The following is a 24632-nucleotide window of genomic DNA, read 5'->3' as shown; positions in this document are numbered from 1 at the left end:
ATATAAGTGGCGATCAAGTTCGCATAAAGCGACCTTGATCCCGCAAAACAAAAGGCAGGATACCATCACCACGATGATACCCTGCCTCTGTTCGTTCCTGTTTACCGTTCCGAGTAGTCCTTCCGCAGAATTTCCGATAAACAAAAAACGTACCCGAACCCTTTCTCGTAAAGAATCGGGTTCGAGTACGAACTGAATGCTGGAGCAATAAAAAACCACCAGAAAGGTGCCTGTCCCCTTTGTGGTGGTTTTGGGCCAGTCCTAGAGCGTGTGGCCGTAGGTGTTGGCAGCCTTGATGGCGGCGGCGAACTTTTCGTCGGTGAAGGGCTCGGGGTTTCCCTGCTTCCACTCGTTGGTGGCGTGCGCATACTCGCACAGGGCGGGGATATCGGACTCGGAAAGCCCGACCTGCTCAAGCGTTACGGGCAGCCCCATCTCCTTGTTAAAGGCTGCGTAGCGCTCAAGGTTCTCGGTGTCGCCCGTGTAGGCAAACAGCACCAGCACGCCCAGGCTCACGACCTCGCCATGCAGGTAGGTGCCCTCGCGCGGAATGCTGCAGGTGGCGTTGTAGAACGCATGCGCCACGCTCGAGTTGTAGTAGTAATCGTTTTGGTTGGTCAGGTTGGAGACATAGCCCGTGTTGACCACGATATCGAGCGCGATCTGCTTGACGGCCTCGGTCGACAGGTTCTGGCGAACGTCCTCAAGACCCTGCACGCCATAGGTAAACAGCGGCTCGGAGCAGGTGTGCGCGAGCGCCAGGCCAAGACCGGCGGTGTGCTCCAGGTTGCCGGCGCTCGTGGCGTATTCGACCTCGGGCTGCTTGGACAGGGCGTCGCCTACGCCGGCCCAGAAGTACTCCGCCGGAGCCTCGGCAATGATCTTGGGGTTGATGAAGATGTGTGCGGGGCGGTTGGGGTACGAATAGCCCTCGAGCGAGCCGTCGTCGTTGTAGACAACGGCAATGGCGGTCGCGGCCGAGCAGTTGGAACAGATCGTCGGCACCGTAAAGACGATCTTCTTGAGTTCGATGGCCGCCGTCTTGACGGTATCGAGCGCCTTGCCGCCGCCGCACGCGATAAGTACGTCGGCCTCTTGGCAGGCGGGGGAGTTCACAACCTTGGCGATATTGGCGCGCGTGCTGTTGGTGCCGTAGACACGCGTCTCCAGAATCTCGACGTCGGTTCCCGCCAGCGCGGTTTCGATTCCGGGAAGCGCCGCGGCCAGCGCTCGTTTGCCACCGATGATTGCGACCTTGGTCGCTCCGTACTCGGCCAGCGCGCCGGGCAGCTCGTCAAAGCAATCCTCGCCGACGGTATAGTCGCTCATTCCAATCGTGCGCATAGCAGCCTTCTTTCGTTAGATAAAGTGCTTTCAGGTATTTTGCTCCAAGAGAAGGCTAGTGACCGTGAGAAATTTCTAAAGTATGAAACCGATGTTGAGGGTTTTTCGCCAGCGTTGACCGTGCTACCATACAGCGCAGAAGCGTTGATGGGGACGAGTAGTCGGCCGTCCGCATGCTACAGAGAGCGGGGAGCGCTGAGAGCCCGTGCATGCGACCGATGAAAATCACCCCGGAGCTGCGATCCCAACGGACGCGCCGTGCAGGCACGTCTTAGTAGACATCGCCGAGATGGTCGTCGATACAGGCCAGCCGAGTAACGGATGCGAGCGCGCGATAACGCGAGCGAGGGCATCTAAGCTGGGTGGTTAAGCGAAGAGCTTTTGCGGGCACGCTGCCCGTTTTGTGGCGCTTCGTCCCAGCTTGTAAGGGACGGGCGCTTTTTTGGTGCCCAACGGGCGTGCGCGCCCACGACATGAAAGGGGTACCGTGGCAAACGAGTACAAGCAGACGATGAATCTGCCCAAAACCGGTTTTCCCATGCGTGCCGGTCTTTCCAAGTCCGAGCCCAAGCGACTCAAGGACTGGCAGGACAACAAGGTCTACGAGCAGGTTTTGAAGAAGAACGAGGGTCACAAGAAGTTCGTGCTGCACGACGGCCCTCCGTACGCCAACGGCCCGATCCACATCGGCCACGCCATGAACAAGATCTCCAAGGACATGATCAACCGCTACTGGATGATGCAGGGCTATGAGGTTCCCTACGTCCCCGGTTGGGACTGCCATGGCCAGCCGATCGAGCACAAGGTCGAGGAGAAGCTCGGCACCGAGAAGTTCAACCAGACCTCCACGGCTAAGATCCGCGAGCTCTGCAACGAGTTTGCTGTCGAGAACATCGAGCTGCAGAAGGCTGGCTTCCGTCGTCTGGGCGTGCTCGGCGACTGGGACAACCCCTACCTGACGCTCTACCACCAGCATGATGCTGCCGACATCGAGGTCTTTAAGGCCATGTTCGATAAGGGCATGATCTATCGCGGCCACAAGCCGGTTCACTGGTGCAAGCACTGCCACACCGCTCTGGCCGAGGCTGAGATCGAGTACTCCGACGAGACGAGCCCGTCCGTCTTCGTCCGCTTTGAGATGACTTCCAAGCCCGCTGGCCTCGAGAGCTTCGACGGCCCGGTCGACTTTATCATCTGGACGACCACGCCGTGGACCATCCCCTCCGACCAGGCAGTTTCTCTCAAGCCCGGCGCCGCCTACGTCGCCGTTGAGCATGATGGCCGCGCCGAGGTCATGCTCGAGGACCTGGCCCCCAAGTGCTGCGAGGAGTTTGGCTGGGAGTACACCCCGGTCATGGTCGACGGCAAGCCCTATGTGGTTCCCGCCGAGACCTTCCACCACATCCACTATAAGCAGCCGATCTTTGACGGTGTCGAGGGCGTGGCCCTGCTGGCCGATTACGTCGGTGTCGATGACGGTACCGGTATCGTCCACAACTCGCCCGGCCACGGCGTCGACGACTACTTCGCCTGCCTCAAGGAGGGCATCACCGACATCTGCATGCCGGTCGATGACGACGGCAAATTCTACACCGGTGAGGAGTTTGGCACCGGCGGCCCCTTCAGCGGCATGGATACCGACGAGGCCAACCCGCACATCATCGAGTTCCTGCGCGAGCGCGGTACCCTGGTCCTCGAGAAGAAGATCACGCACAGCTATCCGCACTGCTGGCGCTGCAAGCATCCGGTGCTCTTCCGTGCCACCGACCAGTGGTTCGTCTCGATGGACAAGACGGGTCTGCGTGAGCAGGCTGGCAAAGAGGTTCGCGAGAACGTCAAGTGGTATCCGGCTCACGCCGCCAACCGCATTGGCGCCATGGTCGAGCAGCGTCCCGACTGGTGCATCAGCCGTCAGCGCAACTGGGGCGTGCCTATTCCCAGCTACACCTGCGCCGACTGCGGCGAGAAGGTCATGAACGACGACACGCTCGATGCCGTCATCAAGCTCTTCCACGAGAAGGGCTCCGACGCCTGGTTCACCGACGCTCCCGAGAGCTACCTGGGCGAGGCCTGCGTCTGCCCCAAGTGCGGCGGTCATCACCTTAAGGCCGATAAGGACATCCTCGACGTGTGGTGGGACTCTGGCGTGTCCTGGAAGGCCGTCTGTGAGTACCGTCCCGAGCTGGAGTACCCGGCGGACGTCTACCTCGAGGGCTCAGACCAGCACCGTGGTTGGTTCCAGAGCTCGCTGCTTACCTCGGTGGGCGCCAACGGCCACGCTCCGTACAAGGCGGTCGTCTCGCAGGGCTTCACCCTCGACGGTCAGGGCCGCAAGATGTCCAAGTCACTCGGCAACGTCATCGACCCCAATAAGGTCTGTGACGAGATGGGCGCCGACATCATCCGCCTGTGGGTTGCCTCCGTCGACACCAGCTCCGACGTTTCCATCGACCACGAGATTCTCGCCCGTACGTCCGATGCCTACCGTCGTTTCCGCAACACGCTGCGCTTCCTGCTCTCCGAGCTCGAGGGTCAGTTTGAGCCCGAGACCGACGGCGTCGCCTTTGCCGATCTGCTGCCGCTCGACAAGCTCATGGTTGCTCGTCTGACCCAGGTCCAGGCCGAGGTCGACGACGCTTACTCTTGCTACGAGTTCCCGCGCGCCTACCGTGCGCTCTACGACTTCGTGGTTACCGAGCTTTCCAACGTGTACCTCGACGCCCTGAAGGACCGTCTGTACTGCGAAAAGCCCGGCTCGCTCGAGCGCCGCAGCGCCCAGACCGTGCTCGCCGAGCTCTTCTCGATGCTCATGCGCGATCTGCAGCCGATTCTGTCCTACACCGTCGATGAGGCCATGGCCTATGCGCCCGCCGGCTGCGTCGATCATCAGAAGTACGCCGCGCTGCTCGATTGGTACAAGTCGCCCATCACGATCGACGAGGCCAATGAGTTTGAGGGCGTGCTCGAGGCTTCGCTCGAGCTCCGTGGCGCCGTGACCAAGGCCCTTGAGGATGCCCGCTCCGTCGGCACCTTCACCAAGAGCCAGCAGGTCCGTGTCAAGGCGGTCGTTCCCGCCGAGATGTATGCGCTGCTGACCGGCGACAAGGCCGTCGACCTCGCCGAGTTCTACATCGTCTCCGCTGTTGAGCTCACCCAGGGCGAGGAGCTCTCCGTTGCCATCGACGCTGCCGAGGGCGAGTGCTGCGACCGTTGCTGGAACTACCGCACCACCGTCGGCGAGTACAACGGCCACGCTCACATCTGCGAGAGGTGTGCGAACGCCCTTTAAGGCACGGTAACTCGGCATTTTAGTTATAGGGAGAATCTGGGCGCCTTCGGCCCATTTGCTCTGTTGAATAAAAGCGGCATTCTGTTTTCAGAATGCCGCTTTCGTTTTTAGCTGGTTATTTCGCTTGTGTTGGTGGATATGTCGTGCGCTCTGCGTGTGGCAATATAAGATGGTTACTTGCACTTAACGTTATTTGAGCTTTGAGGGTAGGGGATTTCTTTGGGTCGTGGTGCGGATATGACGCCGCCTTTGCGTTGGCGCCTGGGCGTTGCTGGTGGGGTGGCGCTCGTTGTGCTGCTTGTTGACCAGCTGACCAAGCTTGCGGTTCGTGCCGTTGGCGATGCTCTGCATGTGACTGTTATCCCCGGTGTGATCGATTTCGTGTTTGTTCGCAATATCGGAGCCGCCTTTAGCATGGGTGAGGGCCATGGTATGGCTTTTGCCGTGCTGGCGCTAGCGGTCATTGTCGCCATTGCCGTGTACCTGGTTCGTGCGCCTCAGCTCGCTCAGCTGGAGGTCGTGGGCATGGCTATGGTTGCGGGCGGCGCCATCGGTAACGCGATCGATCGCCTTGTCTTTGGCTTCGTGACCGATTTTTTCGCCACCACCTTCATCGACTTTCCCGTCTTTAATGTGGCCGATATCGGCATTACGGTCGGTGTGGTGCTGGCGCTCTTCGGTTACATGTTCTTGAGCCCCGCGGCTCGTGAGGTCGATGCGACCGCCGAGCTTAACGCCCGTGACGAGGCCCGTGCCAAGCGCAAGGCTAAACAACGTGGGGAGCGTGCCCGCAAGATTCGCGAAAGGACTGAGCGCTAATGGCCGACATCCATATCCTTGTTGCCGACGATGCCGCTGGTCAGCGTCTTGACGCCTATCTGGGCGCCAATGACGGCTGCCCTACGCGCTCTGCCTGCGCACATCTGATTGAGGGTGGGGTCGTAGTGGTCAATGGCGAGACCTGCCTGTCCAAAAAGTACGCCGTGCGAGCCGGTGACCGTATTTCGGTTGATTTGCCCGAACCGCACGATCCCACCGACGTGATTCCCGAGGCCATCCCGCTCGACATTCGCTATGAGGACGACTACCTCATCGTGCTCTCCAAGCAGCGCGGCCTGGTGTGCCATCCTGCGCATGGTCATGAGAGCGGTACGCTCGCGAATGCGCTGGTCTATCACTGCGGTATCGACCATCTGGGCACCGTGCAGGGCGAGGACCGCCCCGGTATCGTACATCGTTTGGATCGCGATACCTCGGGTCTTATGCTTGCGGCAAAGGACGACGATACCCAGCGCGCGCTCCAAAATCTTATCCGTACGCGCACGCTCGACCGCCGCTACATTACGCTCGTTCACGGTCATATCGCCATGGATGAGGGCACCATTAACACCGGCATTGCCCGTTCTACACGTGACCGTGTCAAGATGGCGGTTTCCGATGATCCTTTTGCACGCCAGGCCATCACGACCTTTAAGGTCCTTGAGCGCTTTGATTCCACGCGCTTTGATGACGGCTACACACTCGTTGAGTGTCACCTGTTTACCGGTCGCACGCATCAGATTCGCGTGCACATGCGCCATATCAACCACGCCTGCGTGGGCGATCCGCTCTACGGTAAGTGCGATGCGCGTGCCGATCAGGGTCTGACCAGGCAATTCCTCCATTCCTGGCGCGTGGCGTTCGATCATCCCGTGACGGGAGAGCGCATTGAGTGCCGCGACGAGCTGCCGTGGGATCTCGCCGCCGTCCTCGACGACTTAGCCCCGCGTTCGCTTGGCCGCACTGCTGCCGGCGACGAAATCGTACCGCAGCTCGGCCTGCTCGAAGCCTAGCCAGTATTAGGTGGTTTCTTGAACTCGGTAAGCCTGCGGTAAGATATACGGTTGTTTACGTAACACGTTCCTGGGAGCCTGCATGCTCGCCTTTTTACAAACCAACACACCCATCGTGATCTTCAACCAGATTGTCGTCACGCTGCTCACGGTCTGCTTCTTGTACCAGGTGGTCTTCTTTGTCATCGGTGCTCTCCGCGGCGAGGTTGCGCCTCCCAAGGCCAAAAAACTCCACCGGTATGCCTTCTTTATCGCGGCGCATAACGAGGAGGCCGTGATCGCCAACCTCGTTCGCTCCATCAAGGACCAGGATTATCCGTCCGAGCTCATCGAGGTCTTTGTCGTCGCCGATGCCTGCACCGATAACACCGCGCAGCTCGCGCGCGAGGCGGGCGCTGTCGTGTACGAGCGAAACGACCTGGCCCGTAAAGGCAAGAGCTGGGTCATGGACTTTGGTTTTGACCGCATTCTTAACGAGTATCCCGATACCTTTGAGGGCTACTTTATCTTCGATGCCGACAACGTTATCTCCCGCGATTACGTCTCCAAGATGAATGACGCCTTTGACCAGGGCTTCCATGTGGTCACAAGCTACCGCAACTCCAAGAACTTTGGCAGCTCGTGGATCTCGGCAGCGAATGCCACTTGGTATCTGCGCGAGGCGCGTTTTCTCAACAACGCGCGCAACATCTGCAAGACGTCCTGCGCCGTATCGGGTTCGGGCTACCTTATCTCGGCTAGCGTTATTGAGGGCATGCACGGCTGGCAGTTCCATACGCTGACCGAGGATATTCAGTTCACCACGTTCTGCGCTATTCACGGCATTCGTATTGGCTATGCGCCGGCGGAGTTCTTTGACGAGCAGCCTGTGACGTTTAAGGCGTCCTGGAAGCAGCGTATGCGCTGGACCAAGGGCTTCTACCAGGTGTTCTTTACCTACGGTAAGCATCTGGTCAAGTCGACCTTCCGCTATCATCGTTTTGCCGCCTACGACATGTTTATGACGATTGCCCCTGGTATGCTGTTATCGCTGATTTCGATGCTCGCCAACGCCACGTTCCTGATCGTCGGTGGTCTTTCGCATGGCTTTTTGGCTACCGAGGTTGAGATGCAGGCTTGTGCCGCCTCGCTCATTATGACCTTCGCGATGATGTATCAGACCTTCTTTATCCTGGCGCTACTTACGACCATCTTCGAGTACAAGCACATTCATTGTGCGCAAAAGTGGCGCCTGGTGACCAACCTGTTTACCTTCCCGATCTTTATGTTCAGCTATATCCCCATCACGGTGGCTGCGTTGTTCCTGAAGGTCGACTGGGTCCCGACGCAGCATGCCGTCAGCGTTACCCTCGACGAGGTCATGCAGGGCGCTAAATAACCACCACCAAAACCACCACGAAGGGGACAGGCACCTCTGTGGTGGTTTTTGCTTTTGAGAGACTGCCCCGGGAGGTGTTCAATGGTCTATATTCCCTTTTGGATCTGCGCCTTTGCCGGTGCGGTGATTGATGTCCGTGAACGGCGGTTTCCCAACGCGCTTGCCGCCGCATGCGCCGTGGCGGCGTTTGCAGGCGTTTGGCTGGACAGGGGCTTGAACACGGCGCTTGACCACGCCGGTCCTGCCGTTATCGTGTACCTTTCCCTTGTGCTCACTGAGTCGCTCTGGCGTCGTGCTCGCCAAGCCTCCGGCATCGGCATGGGGGATGCCAAGGCGCTCTTCGCGCTTTGCACGTTCGACCCTCTGGGGGGCATCGTGGCATTTGCCGTCGCGCTCCTGGTCCTGGCCCTCTCCTGCCTCTTCACAAAATCGCGCTCCCTGCCATTGCTCCCGTTTTTGGTGCCGATATTTGCCATAATCGAGGTCGTGGGCTGCACATTGTAACCGATTGCGCATCCTTTTTAAGGAGCATGCCATGGCAACTAATCAAGAAACGGCCGTCATTAAGGCGCGCATGGACCGCATTCCCGCGGCGTTGTCGCCCGAGCTGGTCGAGCGTATCGCCGCCGACCGCGCCTCGGGTGTCGTTAATCCTTATCGATGCTGCGACGACCAGGTCATTCGTCGTATAGATCGCGCTGCCGACAAAGGCACGCTTATGCGTCCGGCGTTTATGCGCGATACCGAAAAGATTCTTCATCTTCCTGCGTACACGCGTTATGCAGGCAAAACGCAGGTCTTTAGCTTTCGCAGCAACGACGACCTGTCGCGGCGCGGCCTTCATGTGCAGCTCGTCTCGCGCATTGCCCGCGATATCGGCCGTGCCCTGGGCCTCAACTGCGATTTGATCGAGGCGATTGGCCTGGGCCACGATTTGGGCCACACGCCCTTTGGCCATGCCGGCGAGCGTTTCCTCAACGATATCTATCACGAGCGTACGGGTCGTTATTTTTTCCATAACGTGCAGTCCGTCCGCGTGCTCGACGCGTTGTACGGCCGCAACGTGTCGCTCCAGACGCTCGACGGCGTGCTGTGCCATAACGGCGAGTACGAGCAGCGTGTCTTTGAACTCTCGGACATGGCGTCGTTTGACCAGTTCGACCGTACCGTCGAGGACTGCATTGCCAAGGGCTATGGCGCGATCGAGCACCTGCGCCCCATGACCCTCGAGGGCTGTGTGGTGCGTATCTCGGATATCCTCGCCTACGTCGGTCGTGATCGTCAGGACGCCATTGCGGCGGGCCTGCTGTCGCCCGACGCTTTTGACGATGGTCGGGGCGGCGCCTATAACAGCTGGATTCTCACGCACGCTTCCATCGATATCGTTGAGCATAGCTATGGTAAACCGCGTATCGAGATGAGCGAGGACCTGTTTGAGGAGATCCGCCGGGCGAAGCGCGAGAACTACGAGAAGATCTATAGCAAGGGCGGTATCGAAGGCGATTCTGAGGCAGAGTTGCGTGAGGCCTTCGAAAAGCTCTACGACCGTTGCCTGCAGGATCTAAATAAAGGCGACGAGTCCTCTTACATCTTTAAGCATCACGTTTCGCGCATTGAGCAGCAGCTTTCCTACTACGATCGCACCTATGCCTGGCAGGACGACAAGGATCAGGCCGTCGTCGATTACATCGCAAGCATGACGGATGGTTATTTCTGCGAGCTGACGAGCAAATTGTTCCCAGGTCTAAAGTTTCCGCACCGCACCTATATTAACGAACGGTAGTTCGTATCCTTTCGGTATACTGTTGGTCAACAACGATTTTGATTAATGCACGGGATGGCTATGGACGACCTTTTTTCTGCTTCGACGCGCGAGCGCTCCTTTAAAAATGCGCCGCTTGCGGTGCGTATGCGCCCCAATTCGCTCGACGAGTATGTGGGCCAGCAAAAGGCCGTCGGTAAGGGCTCGTGGCTGCGCGCCGCGATTGAGCATGACGTGCTGTCGAGCGTGATTCTGTACGGCCCGGCTGGCACGGGCAAGACGACGCTGGCCCACATTATCGCCAACCATACCAAGAGCGAGTTTGTCGAGGTCAGCGCCGTGACGGGCACTGTGAAGGACCTGCGCCGCGTAATCGATGAGGCTAAGACCCGTCTGAACACCTACGACCGCCGCACCATTCTGTTTATCGATGAGATCCATCGCTTTTCGAAGTCGCAGCAAGATGCCCTGCTGCATGCGGTCGAGAACCGCACCGTCATTATGATTGGCGCTACGACGGAAAACCCGTACTTTGAGGTCAACTCGGCATTGCTCTCGCGTGGGCGTGTGGTAGAGCTTGAGCACCTGAAGGACGAGGATATCGCCACGCTCATTGAGCGTGCGCTCGAGGCGCCGCAGGGTTTAAACGGTAAGTTCTCGGCCGATGAGGATACGGTTAAGACCATCTGCACGCTGGCCGCGGGCGATGCTCGCTCAGCGCTCACGACGCTCGAGCTTGCGAGCGAGATTGCCGTTACGCGTCCCGATACCGAGGGGACGCCAGCGCCGGCGGCGGGGGAGCGCTATCCCATCACTGTTGACGATGTGAAGATCGCCAATCCACGTCGTGGGTTTTCGTATGACAAAAACGGTGACATGCACTACGACATTATCAGTGCGTTTATTAAATCTATGCGCGGCAGCGACCCCGATGCCACGATCTATTGGCTCGCGCGCATGATCGATGCAGGGGAGGATCCCAAGTTTATCGCTCGCCGCATCATGATTCAGGCTTCCGAGGATGTTGGCAACGCCGACCCGCAGGCGCTTTTGGTGGCGCATGCCGCATTTAAATCTGCCGAGGTCATTGGCTATCCCGAGTGTCGCATCAACCTGGCTCAGGCTGCGCTCTATGTGTGTCTGGCGCCTAAGTCCAACGCGTGCGAGGCCTCGATCGATGCGGCGCTGGCCGATATCCACAGCAGTGGTCTTCGCGAGGTGCCCAGCTACCTGCGCGATCGTCACCGTCCCGGCAGCGACGAGTATGGTGTATACAAGTACCCGCACGATTATCCCGAAGGCTGGGTCGATCAGCGCTATTTGCCCGAGGGGTTGGAGCGCGGCGCGTTCTGGCAGCCTGCCGGCCGCGGTTGGGAAGAGTGGCGTGTGGAGCAAAGCGAGCGCGACCGTACCGGCAACGCTCCCAAGTAGGCCATTGGCGCCTCGCACATTCCCTTTGGGTATCTTTGCCCTTCTTTGGGGTACCATGAAAAACGTCTGTATTTCGATTCCTTCGGGAGGCTTGTATGAGTCCCATTCAAATTGCCCTGCTGGTGCTCGCCGTTGCCGGCGTGTGGGCTGTTGTCGAGCTCGCGCTCACGCTGCGCAAGACCCGCACCGTCGTCGACTCGCTCGACAAGACGGTGAGCGACCTCAATAATACGCTCGCCGAGGCACAGCCCGTGGTGGCAAAGCTCGATGGCGCCGTTGACGAGCTTACGCCGGCACTTGCCCAGATGGAGCCGCTCCTCAAGTCGAGCAAGACTGCCGTTGACGCCCTGACGTCTAACCTCGTTGAGGTTGAGGCGGTCGTTCGCGACATTTCCGAGGTTACGGGCAGCATGGCCGAGGCCAGTAATGCCGTGTCGAGCGTGACTGATTCTGCGGCCGGCGCCGTGCAGAAGCTCTTCAATAAGGTGAAGGCTCCTGCAGCCGACGCCGATCGCAAGCTCGCCGCTGCCGCCGCCGAGGCCGAGCAGCCTACTGAGCGCGTTCTGATTGGCGATGACGATGCCGCTGCTGACGACGAAGATGTTCAGAAGCCCGCAGCCAAGCCTGCTCAGTATTACACCTATACGCCTGCCAAGACTTCCGAGGAGTCCTGCGATGAGTAGTGAAGCAACCTGCCCCATCACGCTGAGCGTTGCCGGTGATCCTCGTCTCGCGCGCTTGGTGCGCATGACGGCCGCCAACGTCGGCGCCCTGTGCTCTATGTCCGTCGATCGCATCGAGGATATCCGCATGGCTGCCGAGGAAGCCTTCATCTTTGGGTGCACCGCGGTCGACTGCGACGACATCACGATCAATTTCGATGTGGACGAATCTCACGTCGGCATGACCTTTACCTTTGGGGAACAGGCCACCGTCGACGAGGATGACCAGGCTACTGTGTATGCCGAGCTCATTCTTGCAAGCGTGTGCGATTCCTACGAAAAGACTGCGGCGCCCCTAACGCTTTCCCTCGACCTCAAGGCGGATATCTAATATGACCGAACGTTCCCGGAGCGGCAAGACCGCTTGGGACAAGGAGAAAACCCGCGAGCTGTTTCGTCGTTATAAGGAGACCGGTGATCCGGATGCCCGCGAGCAGCTCGTCATGTCCCATATGAACCTGGTAAGGTTTCTTGCCAACAAATTTAAGAATCGCGGCGAGCCGCTCGACGACCTGATGCAGGTTGGCTATTTGGGCCTGCTCAAGGCAATCGACCGCTTTGACCCTGAGCGCGGACTCGAGTTCACCACGTTTGCCACGCCCACCATCTTGGGCGAGATCAAGCGTCACTTCCGTGACAAGGGCTGGAGCGTGCGCGTGCCTCGTCGCCTGCAGGAGCTTTCTGCCAAGGTTAACCAGGCTACCGACAAGCTTACCAACGAGTTGCAGCGCTCGCCCAAGGTCGAAGAAATCGCTGAGTACCTGGACGTGACCGTCGACGAGGTCCTGGAGGCTATGGAATCGTCTTCGGCCTATACCTCGGTGCCCATTGAGGCTCCTGGTGCGTCCGATTCCGACGATGCGCCCTCGATTCTCGACCGCTACGCCGACGACGACAACGAGCTCGACTTTACCGATGACCGCCTGGTAATCGAGGAAGCCATCCGCGATTTCTCGCCGCGCGAGCGCGAGGTTATCGAGCTGCGTTTTGTGAAGGGCATGACCCAGATCGAGATTGCCAAGAAGCTTGGCATCTCGCAGGTGCAGGTCTCGCGCCTGCTGCGCCGTACCCTTAAGAAGATTCAAGATAAGATTGACCCCGACGGAGTGATGATTCGTTCATGAGTGAGCACCCCCAACAAATCGACCGCACGCTTCGCGATACCCGCATTCTGACGCTGCGCATTTGGGGCGTCGTCGGCTGCATTGTCATCGCTGCCGTCATCTTTAACCTTATGGGCATCCTGGCACCGGTCATCGAGTTTCTCGCTGTCGGTTCCATCATCGCTTTTGTGATGTCTCCGATCACCAACTGGCTCGAGCATCACGGCGTCGGACGTGGCCTCGGTTCGCTCATCGCACTCATTGTGGTTGTTGCCGTGCTCGTCGGCGTCGTCTGCATCCTATCGCCTATTTTGCTCGGTCAAATCATGGAAGTCCTGAGCCGCCTGCCCGAGCAGCTTCGTGTTGCGGGTGGCGATCTCAACGAGATGCTCTCGCACGCTAAGACGCTCAACAACACGCCGCTCAAGGAGTATCTGGACGACAATCTTTCTTCGTTGGTTACCGTAGCGTCCAAGTACGTCTCGCAAATCGCTGCTGAGCTCGGCCGCGGTGTGTTTCCGCTCATTACCAACACGGCCTCGCAGCTGTTCGTCATCTTCCTGGGTCTGGTGCTTGCCTACTGGCTTGCCTGCGATTATCCTCGCATGCACCACGAGGTCTGCACCATCATCGGGCAGGAAAAGGAGACCTCGTACCGCTTTATGGTGGCCATCCTTTCGCGTTCGGTCGGCGGCTACATGCGTGGCATGGTCATCACATCGATCTGTGGCGGTTTTCTTGCCTTTATTGGTTTTACGATCATCGGCCATCCGTATGCAGCACTCATGGCTATCTTTACCGGCATTATGCACCTGGTTCCGGTTGTCGGTCCCTGGGTGAGTGCGGCGATCGCCACGGTGCTCGGCTTTATGTTCAGCCCCATGCTGGCGTTGTGGACGCTTGTCGTGACCATGGTGGCTCAAAACGTCACCGATAATGTCATTTCGCCTAAGGTCATGCAGAGCTCGGTGCAGGTGCATCCCGTTATGAGCCTGACGGCTCTCGTTATCGGTTCGGCACTCATGGGTCCCATCGGCATGGTTATCGCCATTCCGCTGTGCGCGGCCCTCAAGGGCATTTTCGTCTACTACTTTGAGAACGAGACCGGCCGCCAGCTTGTGGCCTATGACGGCGCCGTGTTTAAGGGCACGCCGTACCGCGATGCCGATGGCAACCCGGTCGCCGCCTACGACGCGCTCGGCGACGACACCTTCATCTACGAGTCCGAGCTCATCGGCAACGAGACCGCGCCCGAGGCCAAGGCTATGCCCAAGCCCGAGCTCGATAATCCCTGGATCAAGCTCTCGGGTCTTCAGCCCGATGCCACGGGTTTCTTCAAGAATCCCTTCGCCAAGGATGACGATTCCAACTCTGATGACGATACCAAAACCGGCATCGACGGGTCCATGGACGATTCGGATTCTAAATAGGCCCCATTAACGTTTCTTGAAGTTGTAAATGACAAGAAACGCGAGCAAAGCGATTGATAAGGGACCGGCAACATAGAAAAAGAGAATGTCAATTGCGCGTAAAGTGTAATAAGCCTTATCGCCGGACATTACTGCATACAACACGTAGCCAAATGCTGGTTGGTTTGCGTACCAGCAGGAGAAAGCCAATAGCGTTAAAAGTGCCGCTAACAGAAGTGCATTGAGGAAAAATCGTTTGCTTTTCATCGATCGCTCCTTCCGGGTGACTCTTATATGTAATTCTACAGCAGTCCTTTTTCAAAGGATCGCACAGTACTAAATAACGTGCACTTTCGCTGGAGGGTCGCTGTTTGGCGGCCCTCTTTTTTGCACAGGCGCGGTGGGATGGTAATATCTTTACGTTTGAACTGTTTCGATGTGAAACCGAGGAGATTCCCTCTATGAGTGCTGACTACCCGTCAATGACTACGGCCGAGATTCGCTCTAAGTTCCTCAACTTCTTTGAGGAGCGCGGTCTTAAGCTCTATCCTTCTTCGTCCCTCGTCCCCGACGATCCTTCGCTGTTGCTTGCCAACGCCGGCATGAATCAGTTTAAGGAGTACTACCAGGGCAAGAAGACCATGAAGGAGATCGGCGCGATCTCCTGCCAGAAGTGCGTCCGCACCAACGACATCGATTGCATCGGCGAGGACGGCCGTCACCTGTCCTTCTTTGAGATGCTCGGCGACTTCTCCTTTGGCGGCGTCTCCAAGCAGCAGGCCTGCGCTTGGGCCTTTGAGCTCATCACCAAGGAGTTCAAGCTGCCGCTCGATCGCCTGTACTTCACCGTCTTTACCGAGGACGACGAGACCCATGACGTATGGCGCTCCCTGGGCGTTGCCGAGGATCACATCTCCCGCTTGGGCGAGGACGACAACTTCTGGGCCGCTGGCCCCACCGGTCCCTGCGGTCCGTGCTCTGAGATCTACTTTGACATGGGCGAGGAGGTCGGTTGCGGCAGCCCCGACTGCAAGCCTGGCTGCGACTGCGATCGCTTCCTTGAGTTCTGGAACCTCGTGTTTACCCAGTACGACCGCCAGGAGGACGGCTCCATGCCGGAGCTGCCGCACCGCAACCTCGATACGGGTATGGGTCTGGAGCGCATGGCCGCTATCATGCAGCACAAGACCGCTAACTACGACGGCGATCTGATGCAGCACCTCATCAAGCTCGGTGAGAAGATCAGCGGCAAGACCTATGACGCCGACGATTACTCCGGCGCCAGCCGCTCCCTGCGCATCATCGCCGACCACTCCCGTGCCGTCGACTTTATGATCTCTGACGGCATCCTGCCCGGTAACGAGGGTCGCGAGTACGTCCTTCGCCGCCTGCTCCGCCGTGCCGTGTTCCACGGTCGTCTGCTGGGCATCGAGGGCGCCTTCCTGACCAAGTTCATCGACGAGGTCAACGCTCAGATGGGCGAGGCCTATCCCGAGTTGCTCAAGAACGTCGCGCTCGTTAAGGGCATCGTCGCCTCCGAGGAGGAGCGTTTCTCCACGACGCTCGACAACGGCCGCTTCTACCTGGATGAGGCTCTGGCCGCGCTTGCCGAGGGTGCTGTCCTTCCGGGCGACGTCGCCTTTAAGCTGCATGACACCTTTGGTTTCCCCATTGACCTGACCGTCGAGATTGCCGGCGTCGCTGGCCACGACGTCGACATGGACGGCTTTACCGCCTGCATGGAGGACCAGAAGGCCCGCGCTCGCGCCAATGCCAAGGGCGACGCCTGGGGCAGCTTCAACGACGTGTGGGTCGAGCTTTCGGACAAGGTCGCTGCGACCGAGTTCGACGGCTATGACAACGATGTGATCGAGGATGCCAAAGTTGTCGCTATCGTTCGCAACGGTGAGTCCGTCGAGTCCGCCGCTGCGGGCGAGGATGTCGAGGTTGTTCTCGACTGCACCCCGTTCTACGCCGAGATGGGCGGCCAGCAGGGTGACGCCGGCGAGCTTTCCGCCGAGGGCGTTGCGCTGACCGTTTCCGATACCAAGAACCACAACGGCCTGTATGCTCACGTCGCCCACGTCACCGAGGGTACGCTGACCGTCGGTACTACCGTGACCGCCGCGCTCGACGCCGAGCGCCGTGGTTTCCTGCGCCGCAACCACACCGCCACCCACCTGCTCGACGCTGCGCTTAAGCAGGTCCTGGGCGAGCATGTCTCCCAGGCTGGCTCGCTGGTGACGCCCGAGCACCTGCGCTTTGACTTCACGCACTTCGAGGCCCTGTCCTCCGAGCAGCTCAAGGCTGTCGAGGACCTGGTCAACCAGCAGATCTTCGCCTCCAAGCCGGTCGTGACCCGCGTCATGGGCATCGACGAGGCCAAGGCCGCCGGTGCTGTCGCCCTGTTTGGCGAGAAGTATGGCGACGTCGTCCGCGTTGTCTCCGTGGGCGCCGAGGACCAGCCGTTCTCCCGTGAGCTCTGCGGTGGCACCCATGCCGCCAACACCGCCGAGATCGGCCTGTTCAAGATCATTTCCGAGTCCTCTACGGGCTCCAACGTCCGCCGTATTGAGGCCGTGACATCTAAGGGTGCTCTCGACTACATGGCCGACCGTCTGGCGCTCGTCGACGCCGCCGCTGCTGCGCTCAAGTGCCGCGTGGATGAGGTTCCCGCCCGCGTGGAGAACCTGCAGGCCGAGCTGCGCGAGACTTCCAACAAGCTCAAGAAGGCGCTGACCGGTGGCTCCTCCGACGCTATCTCCAGCGCCATCGAGGGCGCCGTCGAGCTCGACGGCTACAAGCTCGTCGTCGCTGAGCTCCAGGGCCTTGAGGCTGCCGACCTGCGCAACGTCTGGGATACCGTGCACCAGAAGGTCGCCGGTCCTGTCGCCTGCGTCGTCGCCAGCGTGACCGAGAAGGGCACCCCGGCCCTGCTCGCCGCCGGCTCCGATGACGCCGTCAAGGCCGGTTTCCACGCCGGTAACGTGATCAAGCAGATCGCGGGCCTGGTCGACGGTCGCGGTGGCGGCCGTCCCAACATGGCCCAGGCCGGTGGCAAGAACGCCGCCGGCATCGCCGATGCCCTCGCGGCCGCTAAGACCGCGCTCGGCGCCTAAGAATCTAGGTAGTCGCTGTGGTCGCGCTTGCGCTGGACATAGGGGAGACCAGGATCGGCATCGCCGTCTCGAGCCGTGATGGCAAGATGGCGATGCCTGTCAAGGTGCTCCCGGCTGCAGAGGTCACCGGTATGGCCAAGACGTTCCGCTACCTGGTTGAGGACTATGAGCCCGATATCCTGGTAAGTGGGCGTCCCCTGACCATGGCCGGTGAGCCCGGTCCCCAGGCCGAGCGCGTTGCCGCTGTTGCGCAAAAGATTGCCGACGAGCTCGATCTTCCGTTGGAGTTTGAGGACGAGCGCCTGTCCTCGCAAGAGGCAAAGCGTATCCTGCGCGAGCAGGGCCTCAACGAAAAGCAGATGAGGGGCAAGATTGACATGATTGCCGCCAGCCTGTTTTTGCAGACGTGGCTTGATCGTAAAAACGAGGAGGTTTCGCATGCCTAGCGCTTCCGATCCGCGCCAGCCGAATTGTACACGTCAGTCGGCGTCGCGCCCTGCCCAGCCTGGCCAGCGTCCGGCACAGCCGACCCAGCGCGCAGCTCAGTCTGCCGCGCGCCCGGTGCAGTCCTCCTCTCGTTCGGCCCAACCTGTTCAACGGACGGGTCAGCAGCCTTCTGCTCGTTCGGTTCAGTATCCGGCTTCTCACGCGGCTCAGCAGCCCACTGCTCGTTCGGCTCAGCCTGCAGGCGGTGCTCGCTTTAAGCAACAGGCACCTACCCAGCGAACGCAGGCCCCCCAATCGCATTCGCATCACGCTCGCGGGTCGCATGGCGTTGCTCCGGCGACTCGCTCGAGCTACAACACGCATGCTCGTCGCGGTGCTCAAAAGAAGAGTTCTCCGGTTCCTATGATCATCGGCGTTGTGGTGGCCGTAATCGCGCTTGCTACTATCGCTTTCTTTGTCGTACCTTCCGTTAAGGGCTTCTTTGCCGGTGAGGATGCGAAAGTCGCTGCTGGCCAGCAAGTTACGGTGACCATTCCCGACGGTGCTTCGGGCGATACGATCGCCTCGATTCTCTCCGAGAACCATATCGTCGAAAATCCCAAGGATTACTACGCGGCGGTGAAAAAGCTTAACGCCGATATGTCGCTTAAGCCTGGCACCTACTCGTTCACCACACTCATGGATGCGACCAAGGTTGTTCAGCAGCTCATGGAAGGCCCCAACGCGGGCTCCAATGCGCTGACTATCCCTGAGGGTCTGACAGTCGATCAAGTCGCCGATCGCGTGGCCCAGGCCTACGACAGCATCTCTAAGGAAGACTTCCTCAACCAGGCCAAGGCCTCCAACTACGTGGACGACTATAGCTTCCTTAAGGGCGCCGCCAACGACTCGCTCGAGGGTTTCTTGTTCCCCAAGACCTATTCGTTGGGTGATTCGCCGACGGCCGATGACGTGATTCGCGCCATGCTCGATCAGTTTAAGACCGAGTACAAGTCGCTTGACTTTGCGAGCTGCGAAGCCAAGATCAAGGAGCGCTACGGTGTGGAGATGTCCGACTACGACATCGTCAACTTGGCCTCTATCGTTGAGCGCGAGGGCCTCAACGCCGATCAACGTGCACACGTGGCCTCGGTCTTCTACAACCGCCTTGCCGGCAAGCTCGACGGTCTGCGCTATCTCAACAGCGATGCGACCATGATGTATGTCACCGGTGGCGAGGTTACCGCCGACGACCTGCAGAGCGATAGCCCGTATAACACCTATAAGCACGAGGGCCTGCCACCCACGCCCATCTGCTCTCCGTCGCTCGAGGCACTCAAGGCCACGCTTGAGCCAACCGACTCCGATGACCTGTATTTCTACATTACGCAGGACGAGGAGTACTTCTCGCAAACCTACGAAGAGCATCAACTGTCTTGGAATTAGCATGAGGATTTTTAGCCCCAAACGATACGTTGCCTCGGTCGATCGCATCGACCTTGATACCCTGTGGGCCGACGGCAAACGCGCCATTCTGCTCGATCGCGATAACACTCTGGTTCCGCGCGACACCGAGCAGGTTCCCGCCGCGGTTTCCGCTTGGCTCGATACCGCCCGCGCCAAAGGCTTTAAGCTGTGCATGGTGTCCAACAACTGGCATCGCGATCAGGTCATGAGCTCTGCACGCGAGCTGGGACTCGAGGCCATCAGCCACGCCATGAAGCCCGCCCCGTTTGCCTTGAAGGCGGGTCTTAAGCGCCTTGGCGCCACGGCAGACGAGGCGGTGCTGATCGGCGATCAGCTGTACACGGACGTGTGGAGCGGTAACTTTGCCGGCGTTGACACTATTCTGGTCAAGCCGCAGGCAACCCAGGACCTGTGGTACACGCAGATCTTCCGTATCTTTGAGCGCCGGGCCCTGCGCGACCTTCCCTGCGAGGAATAGGTTTCGCCATGTCTCAGCACATCAAACACGGCTGCGACCATATCTTCTTTATCGGCTTTTTGGGCGCGGGCAAATCGACGCTCGCGCGCAACGTCGGCACTATGTTCAAGCGGCGTTTTATCGATACCGATCGTTTGGTTGTGCGTCGATGTGGCAAGTCGGTGACCGAGATATTTGAGACCGAGGGCGAGGATCGTTTTCGCGAGCTTGAGACCTCGGCACTCCGTTCGCTTCAAAGCGAGCGCAGCCTGCTGGTGTCGTGCGGGGGTGGCATCGTCGAGACGCCGGTGAACATTGAGCTGATGCATGAGATGGGTATATGCGTGTACCTCGAAGGCGACTTTGAGGACTCGTTGCGCCAGATTCGCCGCTCCGATACCCGGCCCGATTTCCGCTCGCCCGAGCACGCTGCGCGCCTGTTTGAGCATCGCCGTCCGCTGTATCGCCAGGCCGCCGATATTACCCTTGATATTCGCAACAAGTCCTTCGAGGACGTTTCCTACCTTTGTGCCGAGATGCTTTTGGAGCGTGGACTGCTATGATTCGCCGTCAACTTATCAATTTCCAAAACCGCAGTGTCGATGTCCGCGTTGGATTGGGCGCGTTCGAGGAGCTGTCGCGCATGTTTGCCTCGGCTGTGGGCAAGCCTAAGCGCGCGATGGTGGTTTGGAACGACGCTACATCCGAGCGTTTTGGCGAGGTCGTCGAGCATGCGCTGGTCGACGCCGGTTTTGCCGTGTCGCTGCTCGTCCTCGAGGTTTCTCCTGCCGGTGCTACGCTGGCCGATGCCGATACCGTCTTTGGCGCCCTGTCGGCTAACGGCATTACCTGCGACGATCTCGTTGTCGCTGTCGGTGACACGGCGACCTGCTCGGTCGTTTGTTGGTGTGCCAATCAGTGGTGCGGTCGCACCGAGTGCGCCTTGCTGCCGACGACGTTCGACGCCATGCTCACGGTTGCGACGACCATGAAGCCGCTTGTCGCCTCGTCCGCGCATGCGCTTCCCGCTATCGCGTTCTGTCCCGAGCCGGGCTTGGTCGTGTGTGACCTCGACCTTGTTCGCGAGGCGGCCCCCGAGGACCTCAAGCTCGGCTATGCGGTACTTGTTGGCACCATGCTTTCGAGTAGTAAGTCCCGCTGGAATCAGTTTACCGAGACCGTTCCCGAGATTCTCGCGGGCGAGGAGGTCGCGCTCGTCAATGCCGTTCAGTGGTCTCAGACTGCCCGCAAGGACGTGCTGATGGCTACGAACCCGAGCGCCCGCCATGCGCTCGATTTTGGCAAGACGGGGGAGCGTACCCTGCGCGCCTGCTTGGGCGATGCCGCTTCGCAGGTGCCTGCCTACCAGCTGTTGTCCGAGGGCATGCGCTTTGAGGCGCGCCTAGCACACGATGCCTGCGACTTCGATATCGATTACGTCTTTGAGGTCGATGACTGCCTGGAGGACTTTGGTATCGAGGAGCTCGCCTTCGATCTGGAGCCTGCCGCATATATCGAGGAGTTCCGCAGGCAGCAGTTTGTCCGCTCGAACCGTAGTATGTTGCCGCTGCCCGTGGCACTCGGCGCCATTCGTCTAACGAGCGTTGAGGACGAGGTCCTCGACCGCCATGCTCACGCCTACTTGGCTTCTCGCAAAGAACTTCTCTAGGATTTATTGACATACATCGTCTTTCGTATCATGTTGAGGGGCGGGTTTCCAATCGGTTGCGAATCGCGCGCGATTCCGTACGCTGATTGAGCCCGTCCCGTCTTTATGAAGACAACAAGAAAGGAATCTGCATGTCAGAGTTTGCTGCCGGTCCTGCCGGTCGTATTGAGCGTGTCCGTGCCCTGATGGCTGAGCGCGGCTACGACGCTATCGTGGTGCGCGACGAGGCCAACCTTCGTTGGCTTACGGGCGTGAAGGGCGTCTTCGATTACACCTTCGAGTTCCCGCACGCTGCGTTTATTACAGCCGACCAGTGCCTGTTCCATACCGACTCGCGCTATCTCAACAGTTTTGAGGAGAACACGCCCGCCGGCAGCCCCTGGGTTTACGACATGGACGAGGGCGCCATCCCCGGTTGGGTCGCCGGCAAGATCGCGGCCAACAAGTGCCGCGTCTGCGCTGTCGAGGACGACATGCAGATCAATTTCTACCAGGGTATTCAGCGTGGCCTGGAGGACCGCTCCGTTGCCTGCATGCTGCCGCTGATGCATGACGACATCCGTAAGATGCGCGCCATCAAGGACGCCGAGGAGATCGAGCTCATGCGCCACGCGCAGTCGATCACCGACGCCGCCTTCCAGCACATGCTCGGCTATATTAAGCCCGGTATGACCGAGAAGCAGGTCCGCAACGAGCTCGAGAACTTTATGTTCGCTAACGGTGCCGACAGCCTGGCCTTTGGCTCCATCGTCGCGAGCGGTCCCAACACCGCCAATCCGCATGCCGTCCCGAGCGACCGTGTGATCGAGAAGGGCGACTTCGTTCTCATGGATTATGGCGCGGGCTACTGCGACTATCGCTCCGATATGACGCGTACCGTCGTGATGGGCGAGCCCACGCAAGAACAGCTCGACCTGTACGCGCTCGTGCGCCGTACGCACGAGGAGTGCGTCGCCGCCATCCATCCGGGCGTCGAGGGCAATGACATTTTCAAGCTTTCCAAGAAGATCATTGGCGATGCCGGCTATGGCGATTACTACAACCATGGTCTGGGCCACGGCGTGGGCATTGACATCCATGAGCTGCCCAACTTCAACCGCAGCAAGAATATCATCGAGGTCGGCTCGGTTATCACCATGGAGCCCGGCGTCTACCTGCCCGGCGTGGGCGGCGTGCGTCTGGAGGACTACGGCGTGGTCACCGAGAACGGCTACGAGCCCTTCACCAAGACGCCGCATGACCTTCACGTCATCGATTGCTAGCTCATTTCGATAGATTTTTGGGGCGGGACGTCCGGATCGATTCGGACGCCCCGCGTTCTCTTTTTATGCGCTCGCTGCAGGCGCCGTCTGCAAGTGTATAATTTCGGTCGTATGTAATTTGGACGCTTGTGCGTTCTGCCCATAACAAGAAAGGTCACTATGCCTACCATTTCTACCGCCGACTTCAAGAACGGCCTCGGTCTTCGCATTAAGGACAAGGTCTACACCATCGTCGAGTTCCAGCATGTCAAGCCGGGCAAGGGCGGCGCGTTTGTGCGCTACAAGACCCGCGACATCAAGAGCGGCCGCGTCGTCGAGAACACCTGCAACGCCGGCACCAAGTTCGAGAGCGTCATGCTCACCACCCGTGAGTTCCAGTACCTCTACAACGATGGCACCGACTACATCTTCATGGACAACGAGTCCTATGAGCAGGTTCCCGTTCCCGAGGACATGGTGGGCGAGAACTCCAAGTGGCTGCGCGAGAACGACATCTGCCAGCTGCTCTTCGCTGACGATGAGCTCATGGGCGTGACTCCGCCGATGTTCATCGAGACCACCATCGTCCAGACCGACCCGGGCTTTAAGGGCGACACCGTCCAGGGTTCCACCAAGCCGGCCACGATTGACACCGGCGCTGTCATCCAGGTCCCCATGTACCTCAACGAGGGCGAGGTCATCAAGGTTGACACCCGCGACGGCAAGTTCGTCTCCCGCGTCTAGCAACCAACTCTTCTAGGAGGACTCATGCCCCAGGAAATCAAGATTGACGGCATCGGCATTTCACCCGATGTTCTGACCGCCATCGTCTCGCGCGCCGTGTCGGATGTCGAGGGCATCGCCTCCGTTGGCGTCAAGGACCTTGCCACCAACCTTGTCTCCATGATGCTCTCGTCCAAGGCCCCGGCTTCCGAGCCGGCGGTCGAGGCCGAGGTCGTCGGCGACAAGCTCGCACTCACCGTGCGTGTCGTGGTGTTCTTTGGCTATCCGTTCAAGAAACTCGCCGAGGCCGTTCGCGCTGCCGTGGTCGCTGCCATCGATGCCCAGGTGGGCGTTGAGGTCGAGCGCGTTGACGTTTGCATCGACGGCCTCGTTTTCCCCAAGGAGTAACCTTTGAGCCTTAAGGTTTATCGCGGGCGTACGCTTGCCCGCAGTCAGGCGCTGCAGCTGCTGTTTCAGGCCGAGGCCACGGACAGCCCGCTCGAGCGCGTCCTCGAGGGCGATTTCCTGATCTCGAAGGGCCCCCTCGACCCCTATGCGCTGGAGCTGTGCCGCGGTGCCTACGAGCATATCGATCGCATCGACTGTGCCTTGCGCGCCGTCGCCAAGAACTGGGATCTTATGCGCATGCCCGGCGCCGACCGCAATCTGCTGCGTATCGCCGTCTACGAGATGCGCTTCCCTACCGACGAAGAGGTCTCGGACGCCATCGTGATCAACGAGGCCGTTGAGCTTGCCAAGGCCTATGGGACCGACCAGTCCGCGTCGTTCGTCAACGGCGTGCTGGGCAAGATCGCTCGCAGCGAGGAGCTGCCGGGTGAGGACCTGTACCAGGAGCTGCTGGCCGAGGATCGCGCTCGCGAGGAGGCCCAGGCTGCCGAGGCTGCCGCTAAAGTTGCGGTTGCTCAGGCTGAGGCTGGTGTGCTGGCCGAGGACGCGGACGCCTCCGAGGTTGTCGTCGACTCCGTCGAGGAGTAGTCATGCCAGAGGGTTCTGTCCGCAACTTTGACGAGATCTCGGACCGTCTAGACCAGATTATCGCTACCGTTCGCTCCAAGGATACCTCCTTGGAGCGTTCGCTCGATCTGTTTGACGAGGCGATTGAGCTGGGCTCCCGCGCGGTCGATATGGTCGACAAGTTTGAGCTGACGCCGCGTGAGGCCGATAAGCTCGAACAGGAATACGATGAGGATGCGGCAAACGAATCCCGCGATAGCTAGCCGCATCTCCGGATACGAATGG

Annotated in this window: 24 protein-coding genes; 22 read left to right on the top strand and 2 right to left on the bottom strand. The window is 59.5% G+C overall.

The genetic code is table 11. From position 1 onward, the window contains the following. Positions 1–261: 261 nt before the first annotated feature. On the bottom strand, positions 262–1344 hold the full coding sequence (locus DWY05_RS02160; RefSeq protein WP_117820265.1) for an iron-containing alcohol dehydrogenase family protein: 1083 nt from the start codon (positions 1342–1344) through the stop codon (positions 262–264). A 511-nt stretch (positions 1345–1855) separates the two neighbouring features. Between DWY05_RS02160 and ileS the strand changes: the two genes are divergently transcribed. The 11 genes from ileS (at position 1856) to DWY05_RS02105 (ending at position 14291) form a co-directional block, all read left to right on the top strand. Then, positions 1856–4633: an isoleucine--tRNA ligase gene (gene ileS, locus DWY05_RS02155; RefSeq protein WP_370446051.1), complete on the top strand. Its 2778-nt coding sequence runs from the start codon at positions 1856–1858 to the stop codon at positions 4631–4633. Positions 4634–4870: 237 nt separating this feature from the next. Further along, entirely contained in the window at positions 4871–5452 is a 582-nt protein-coding gene (gene lspA / locus DWY05_RS02150) for a signal peptidase II (RefSeq protein WP_117820397.1), read from the top strand. After that, a complete protein-coding gene (locus DWY05_RS02145) occupies positions 5452–6465 on the top strand; it encodes an RluA family pseudouridine synthase (protein ID WP_117820263.1) in 1014 nt (337 codons plus the stop codon). Before lspA ends, DWY05_RS02145 begins: the two co-directional genes overlap by 1 nt. 82 nt (positions 6466–6547) lie before the next feature. Continuing rightward, positions 6548–7843 carry a glycosyltransferase family 2 protein gene (locus DWY05_RS02140; RefSeq protein ID WP_117820262.1) on the top strand — a complete coding sequence of 432 codons (1296 nt, stop codon included), beginning with the start codon at positions 6548–6550 and terminating at the stop codon, positions 7841–7843. A gap of 81 nt (positions 7844–7924) precedes the next feature. Beyond that, positions 7925–8347: a prepilin peptidase gene (locus DWY05_RS02135; protein ID WP_117820261.1), complete on the top strand. Its 423-nt coding sequence runs from the start codon at positions 7925–7927 to the stop codon at positions 8345–8347. Positions 8348–8378: 31 nt separating this feature from the next. Continuing rightward, positions 8379–9626: a deoxyguanosinetriphosphate triphosphohydrolase family protein gene (locus DWY05_RS02130; RefSeq protein ID WP_117820260.1), complete on the top strand. Its 1248-nt coding sequence runs from the start codon at positions 8379–8381 to the stop codon at positions 9624–9626. 60 nt (positions 9627–9686) lie between these two features. Beyond that, the gene (locus DWY05_RS02125) at positions 9687–11036 is read left to right on the top strand and encodes a replication-associated recombination protein A (protein ID WP_197032814.1); all 1350 of its coding nucleotides are present in this window, start codon (positions 9687–9689) and stop codon (positions 11034–11036) included. A 95-nt stretch (positions 11037–11131) separates the two neighbouring features. Continuing rightward, a complete protein-coding gene (locus tag DWY05_RS02120; protein ID WP_117820258.1) occupies positions 11132–11719 on the top strand; it encodes a hypothetical protein in 588 nt (195 codons plus the stop codon). Then, complete coding sequence (locus DWY05_RS02115) at positions 11712–12089, top strand: ATP-binding protein (RefSeq protein ID WP_089571730.1); 378 nt, start codon at positions 11712–11714, stop codon at positions 12087–12089. Before DWY05_RS02120 ends, DWY05_RS02115 begins: the two co-directional genes overlap by 8 nt. A gap of 1 nt (position 12090) precedes the next feature. Further along, positions 12091–12882, top strand: a complete 792-nt coding sequence (locus tag DWY05_RS02110) for an RNA polymerase sigma factor SigF (RefSeq protein WP_022094589.1) — start codon at positions 12091–12093, stop codon at positions 12880–12882. Further along, entirely contained in the window at positions 12879–14291 is a 1413-nt protein-coding gene (locus tag DWY05_RS02105; RefSeq protein ID WP_117820257.1) for an AI-2E family transporter, read from the top strand. Before DWY05_RS02110 ends, DWY05_RS02105 begins: the two co-directional genes overlap by 4 nt. Positions 14292–14297: 6 nt before the next feature. On the opposite strand, the gene DWY05_RS02100 is transcribed toward DWY05_RS02105, so the two are convergent. Beyond that, the gene (locus DWY05_RS02100) at positions 14298–14537 is read right to left on the bottom strand and encodes a hypothetical protein (protein WP_117736302.1); all 240 of its coding nucleotides are present in this window, start codon (positions 14535–14537) and stop codon (positions 14298–14300) included. A 194-nt stretch (positions 14538–14731) separates the two neighbouring features. On the opposite strand from DWY05_RS02100, the gene alaS reads away from it, so the two are divergent. From alaS to DWY05_RS02045, 11 genes are all read left to right on the top strand, one after another. Further along, the gene (gene alaS, locus DWY05_RS02095; protein ID WP_117820256.1) at positions 14732–17389 is read left to right on the top strand and encodes an alanine--tRNA ligase; all 2658 of its coding nucleotides are present in this window, start codon (positions 14732–14734) and stop codon (positions 17387–17389) included. A gap of 17 nt (positions 17390–17406) precedes the next feature. Further along, a complete protein-coding gene (gene ruvX, locus DWY05_RS02090; protein ID WP_035138185.1) occupies positions 17407–17835 on the top strand; it encodes a Holliday junction resolvase RuvX in 429 nt (142 codons plus the stop codon). Further along, complete coding sequence (mltG, locus tag DWY05_RS02085) at positions 17828–19261, top strand: endolytic transglycosylase MltG (RefSeq protein WP_233511291.1); 1434 nt, start codon at positions 17828–17830, stop codon at positions 19259–19261. Before ruvX ends, mltG begins: the two co-directional genes overlap by 8 nt. A 1-nt stretch (position 19262) precedes the next feature. Next, entirely contained in the window at positions 19263–19760 is a 498-nt protein-coding gene (locus DWY05_RS02080; RefSeq protein ID WP_099431674.1) for a YqeG family HAD IIIA-type phosphatase, read from the top strand. 8 nt (positions 19761–19768) lie between these two features. Further along, positions 19769–20302 carry a shikimate kinase gene (locus DWY05_RS02075; RefSeq protein ID WP_117736305.1) on the top strand — a complete coding sequence of 178 codons (534 nt, stop codon included), beginning with the start codon at positions 19769–19771 and terminating at the stop codon, positions 20300–20302. Beyond that, positions 20299–21408 carry a 3-dehydroquinate synthase gene (locus DWY05_RS02070; RefSeq protein WP_117820255.1) on the top strand — a complete coding sequence of 370 codons (1110 nt, stop codon included), beginning with the start codon at positions 20299–20301 and terminating at the stop codon, positions 21406–21408. Before DWY05_RS02075 ends, DWY05_RS02070 begins: the two co-directional genes overlap by 4 nt. A 131-nt stretch (positions 21409–21539) precedes the next feature. Then, positions 21540–22670 carry a Xaa-Pro peptidase family protein gene (locus DWY05_RS02065; protein ID WP_117820254.1) on the top strand — a complete coding sequence of 377 codons (1131 nt, stop codon included), beginning with the start codon at positions 21540–21542 and terminating at the stop codon, positions 22668–22670. Positions 22671–22829: 159 nt separating this feature from the next. After that, the gene (gene efp / locus DWY05_RS02060) at positions 22830–23393 is read left to right on the top strand and encodes an elongation factor P (RefSeq protein WP_006233983.1); all 564 of its coding nucleotides are present in this window, start codon (positions 22830–22832) and stop codon (positions 23391–23393) included. Between the two features lie 24 nt (positions 23394–23417). Next, a complete protein-coding gene (locus tag DWY05_RS02055) occupies positions 23418–23780 on the top strand; it encodes an Asp23/Gls24 family envelope stress response protein (protein WP_006233982.1) in 363 nt (120 codons plus the stop codon). Positions 23781–23783: 3 nt separating this feature from the next. Beyond that, positions 23784–24368 (top strand): transcription antitermination factor NusB, encoded by a 585-nt coding sequence (gene nusB, locus DWY05_RS02050; RefSeq protein WP_117820253.1) that lies wholly within the window; start codon positions 23784–23786, stop codon positions 24366–24368. A gap of 2 nt (positions 24369–24370) precedes the next feature. Next, complete coding sequence (locus DWY05_RS02045) at positions 24371–24610, top strand: exodeoxyribonuclease VII small subunit (protein WP_117820252.1); 240 nt, start codon at positions 24371–24373, stop codon at positions 24608–24610. Positions 24611–24632 lie beyond the last annotated feature (22 nt).

The sequence above is a fragment of the Collinsella sp. AF23-4AC genome (assembly GCF_003462685.1).
Lineage (GTDB): Bacteria > Actinomycetota > Coriobacteriia > Coriobacteriales > Coriobacteriaceae > Collinsella.
Note: the sequence above shows the minus strand (reverse complement) of the source record. Positions and strands in the feature narration are given on the sequence as shown.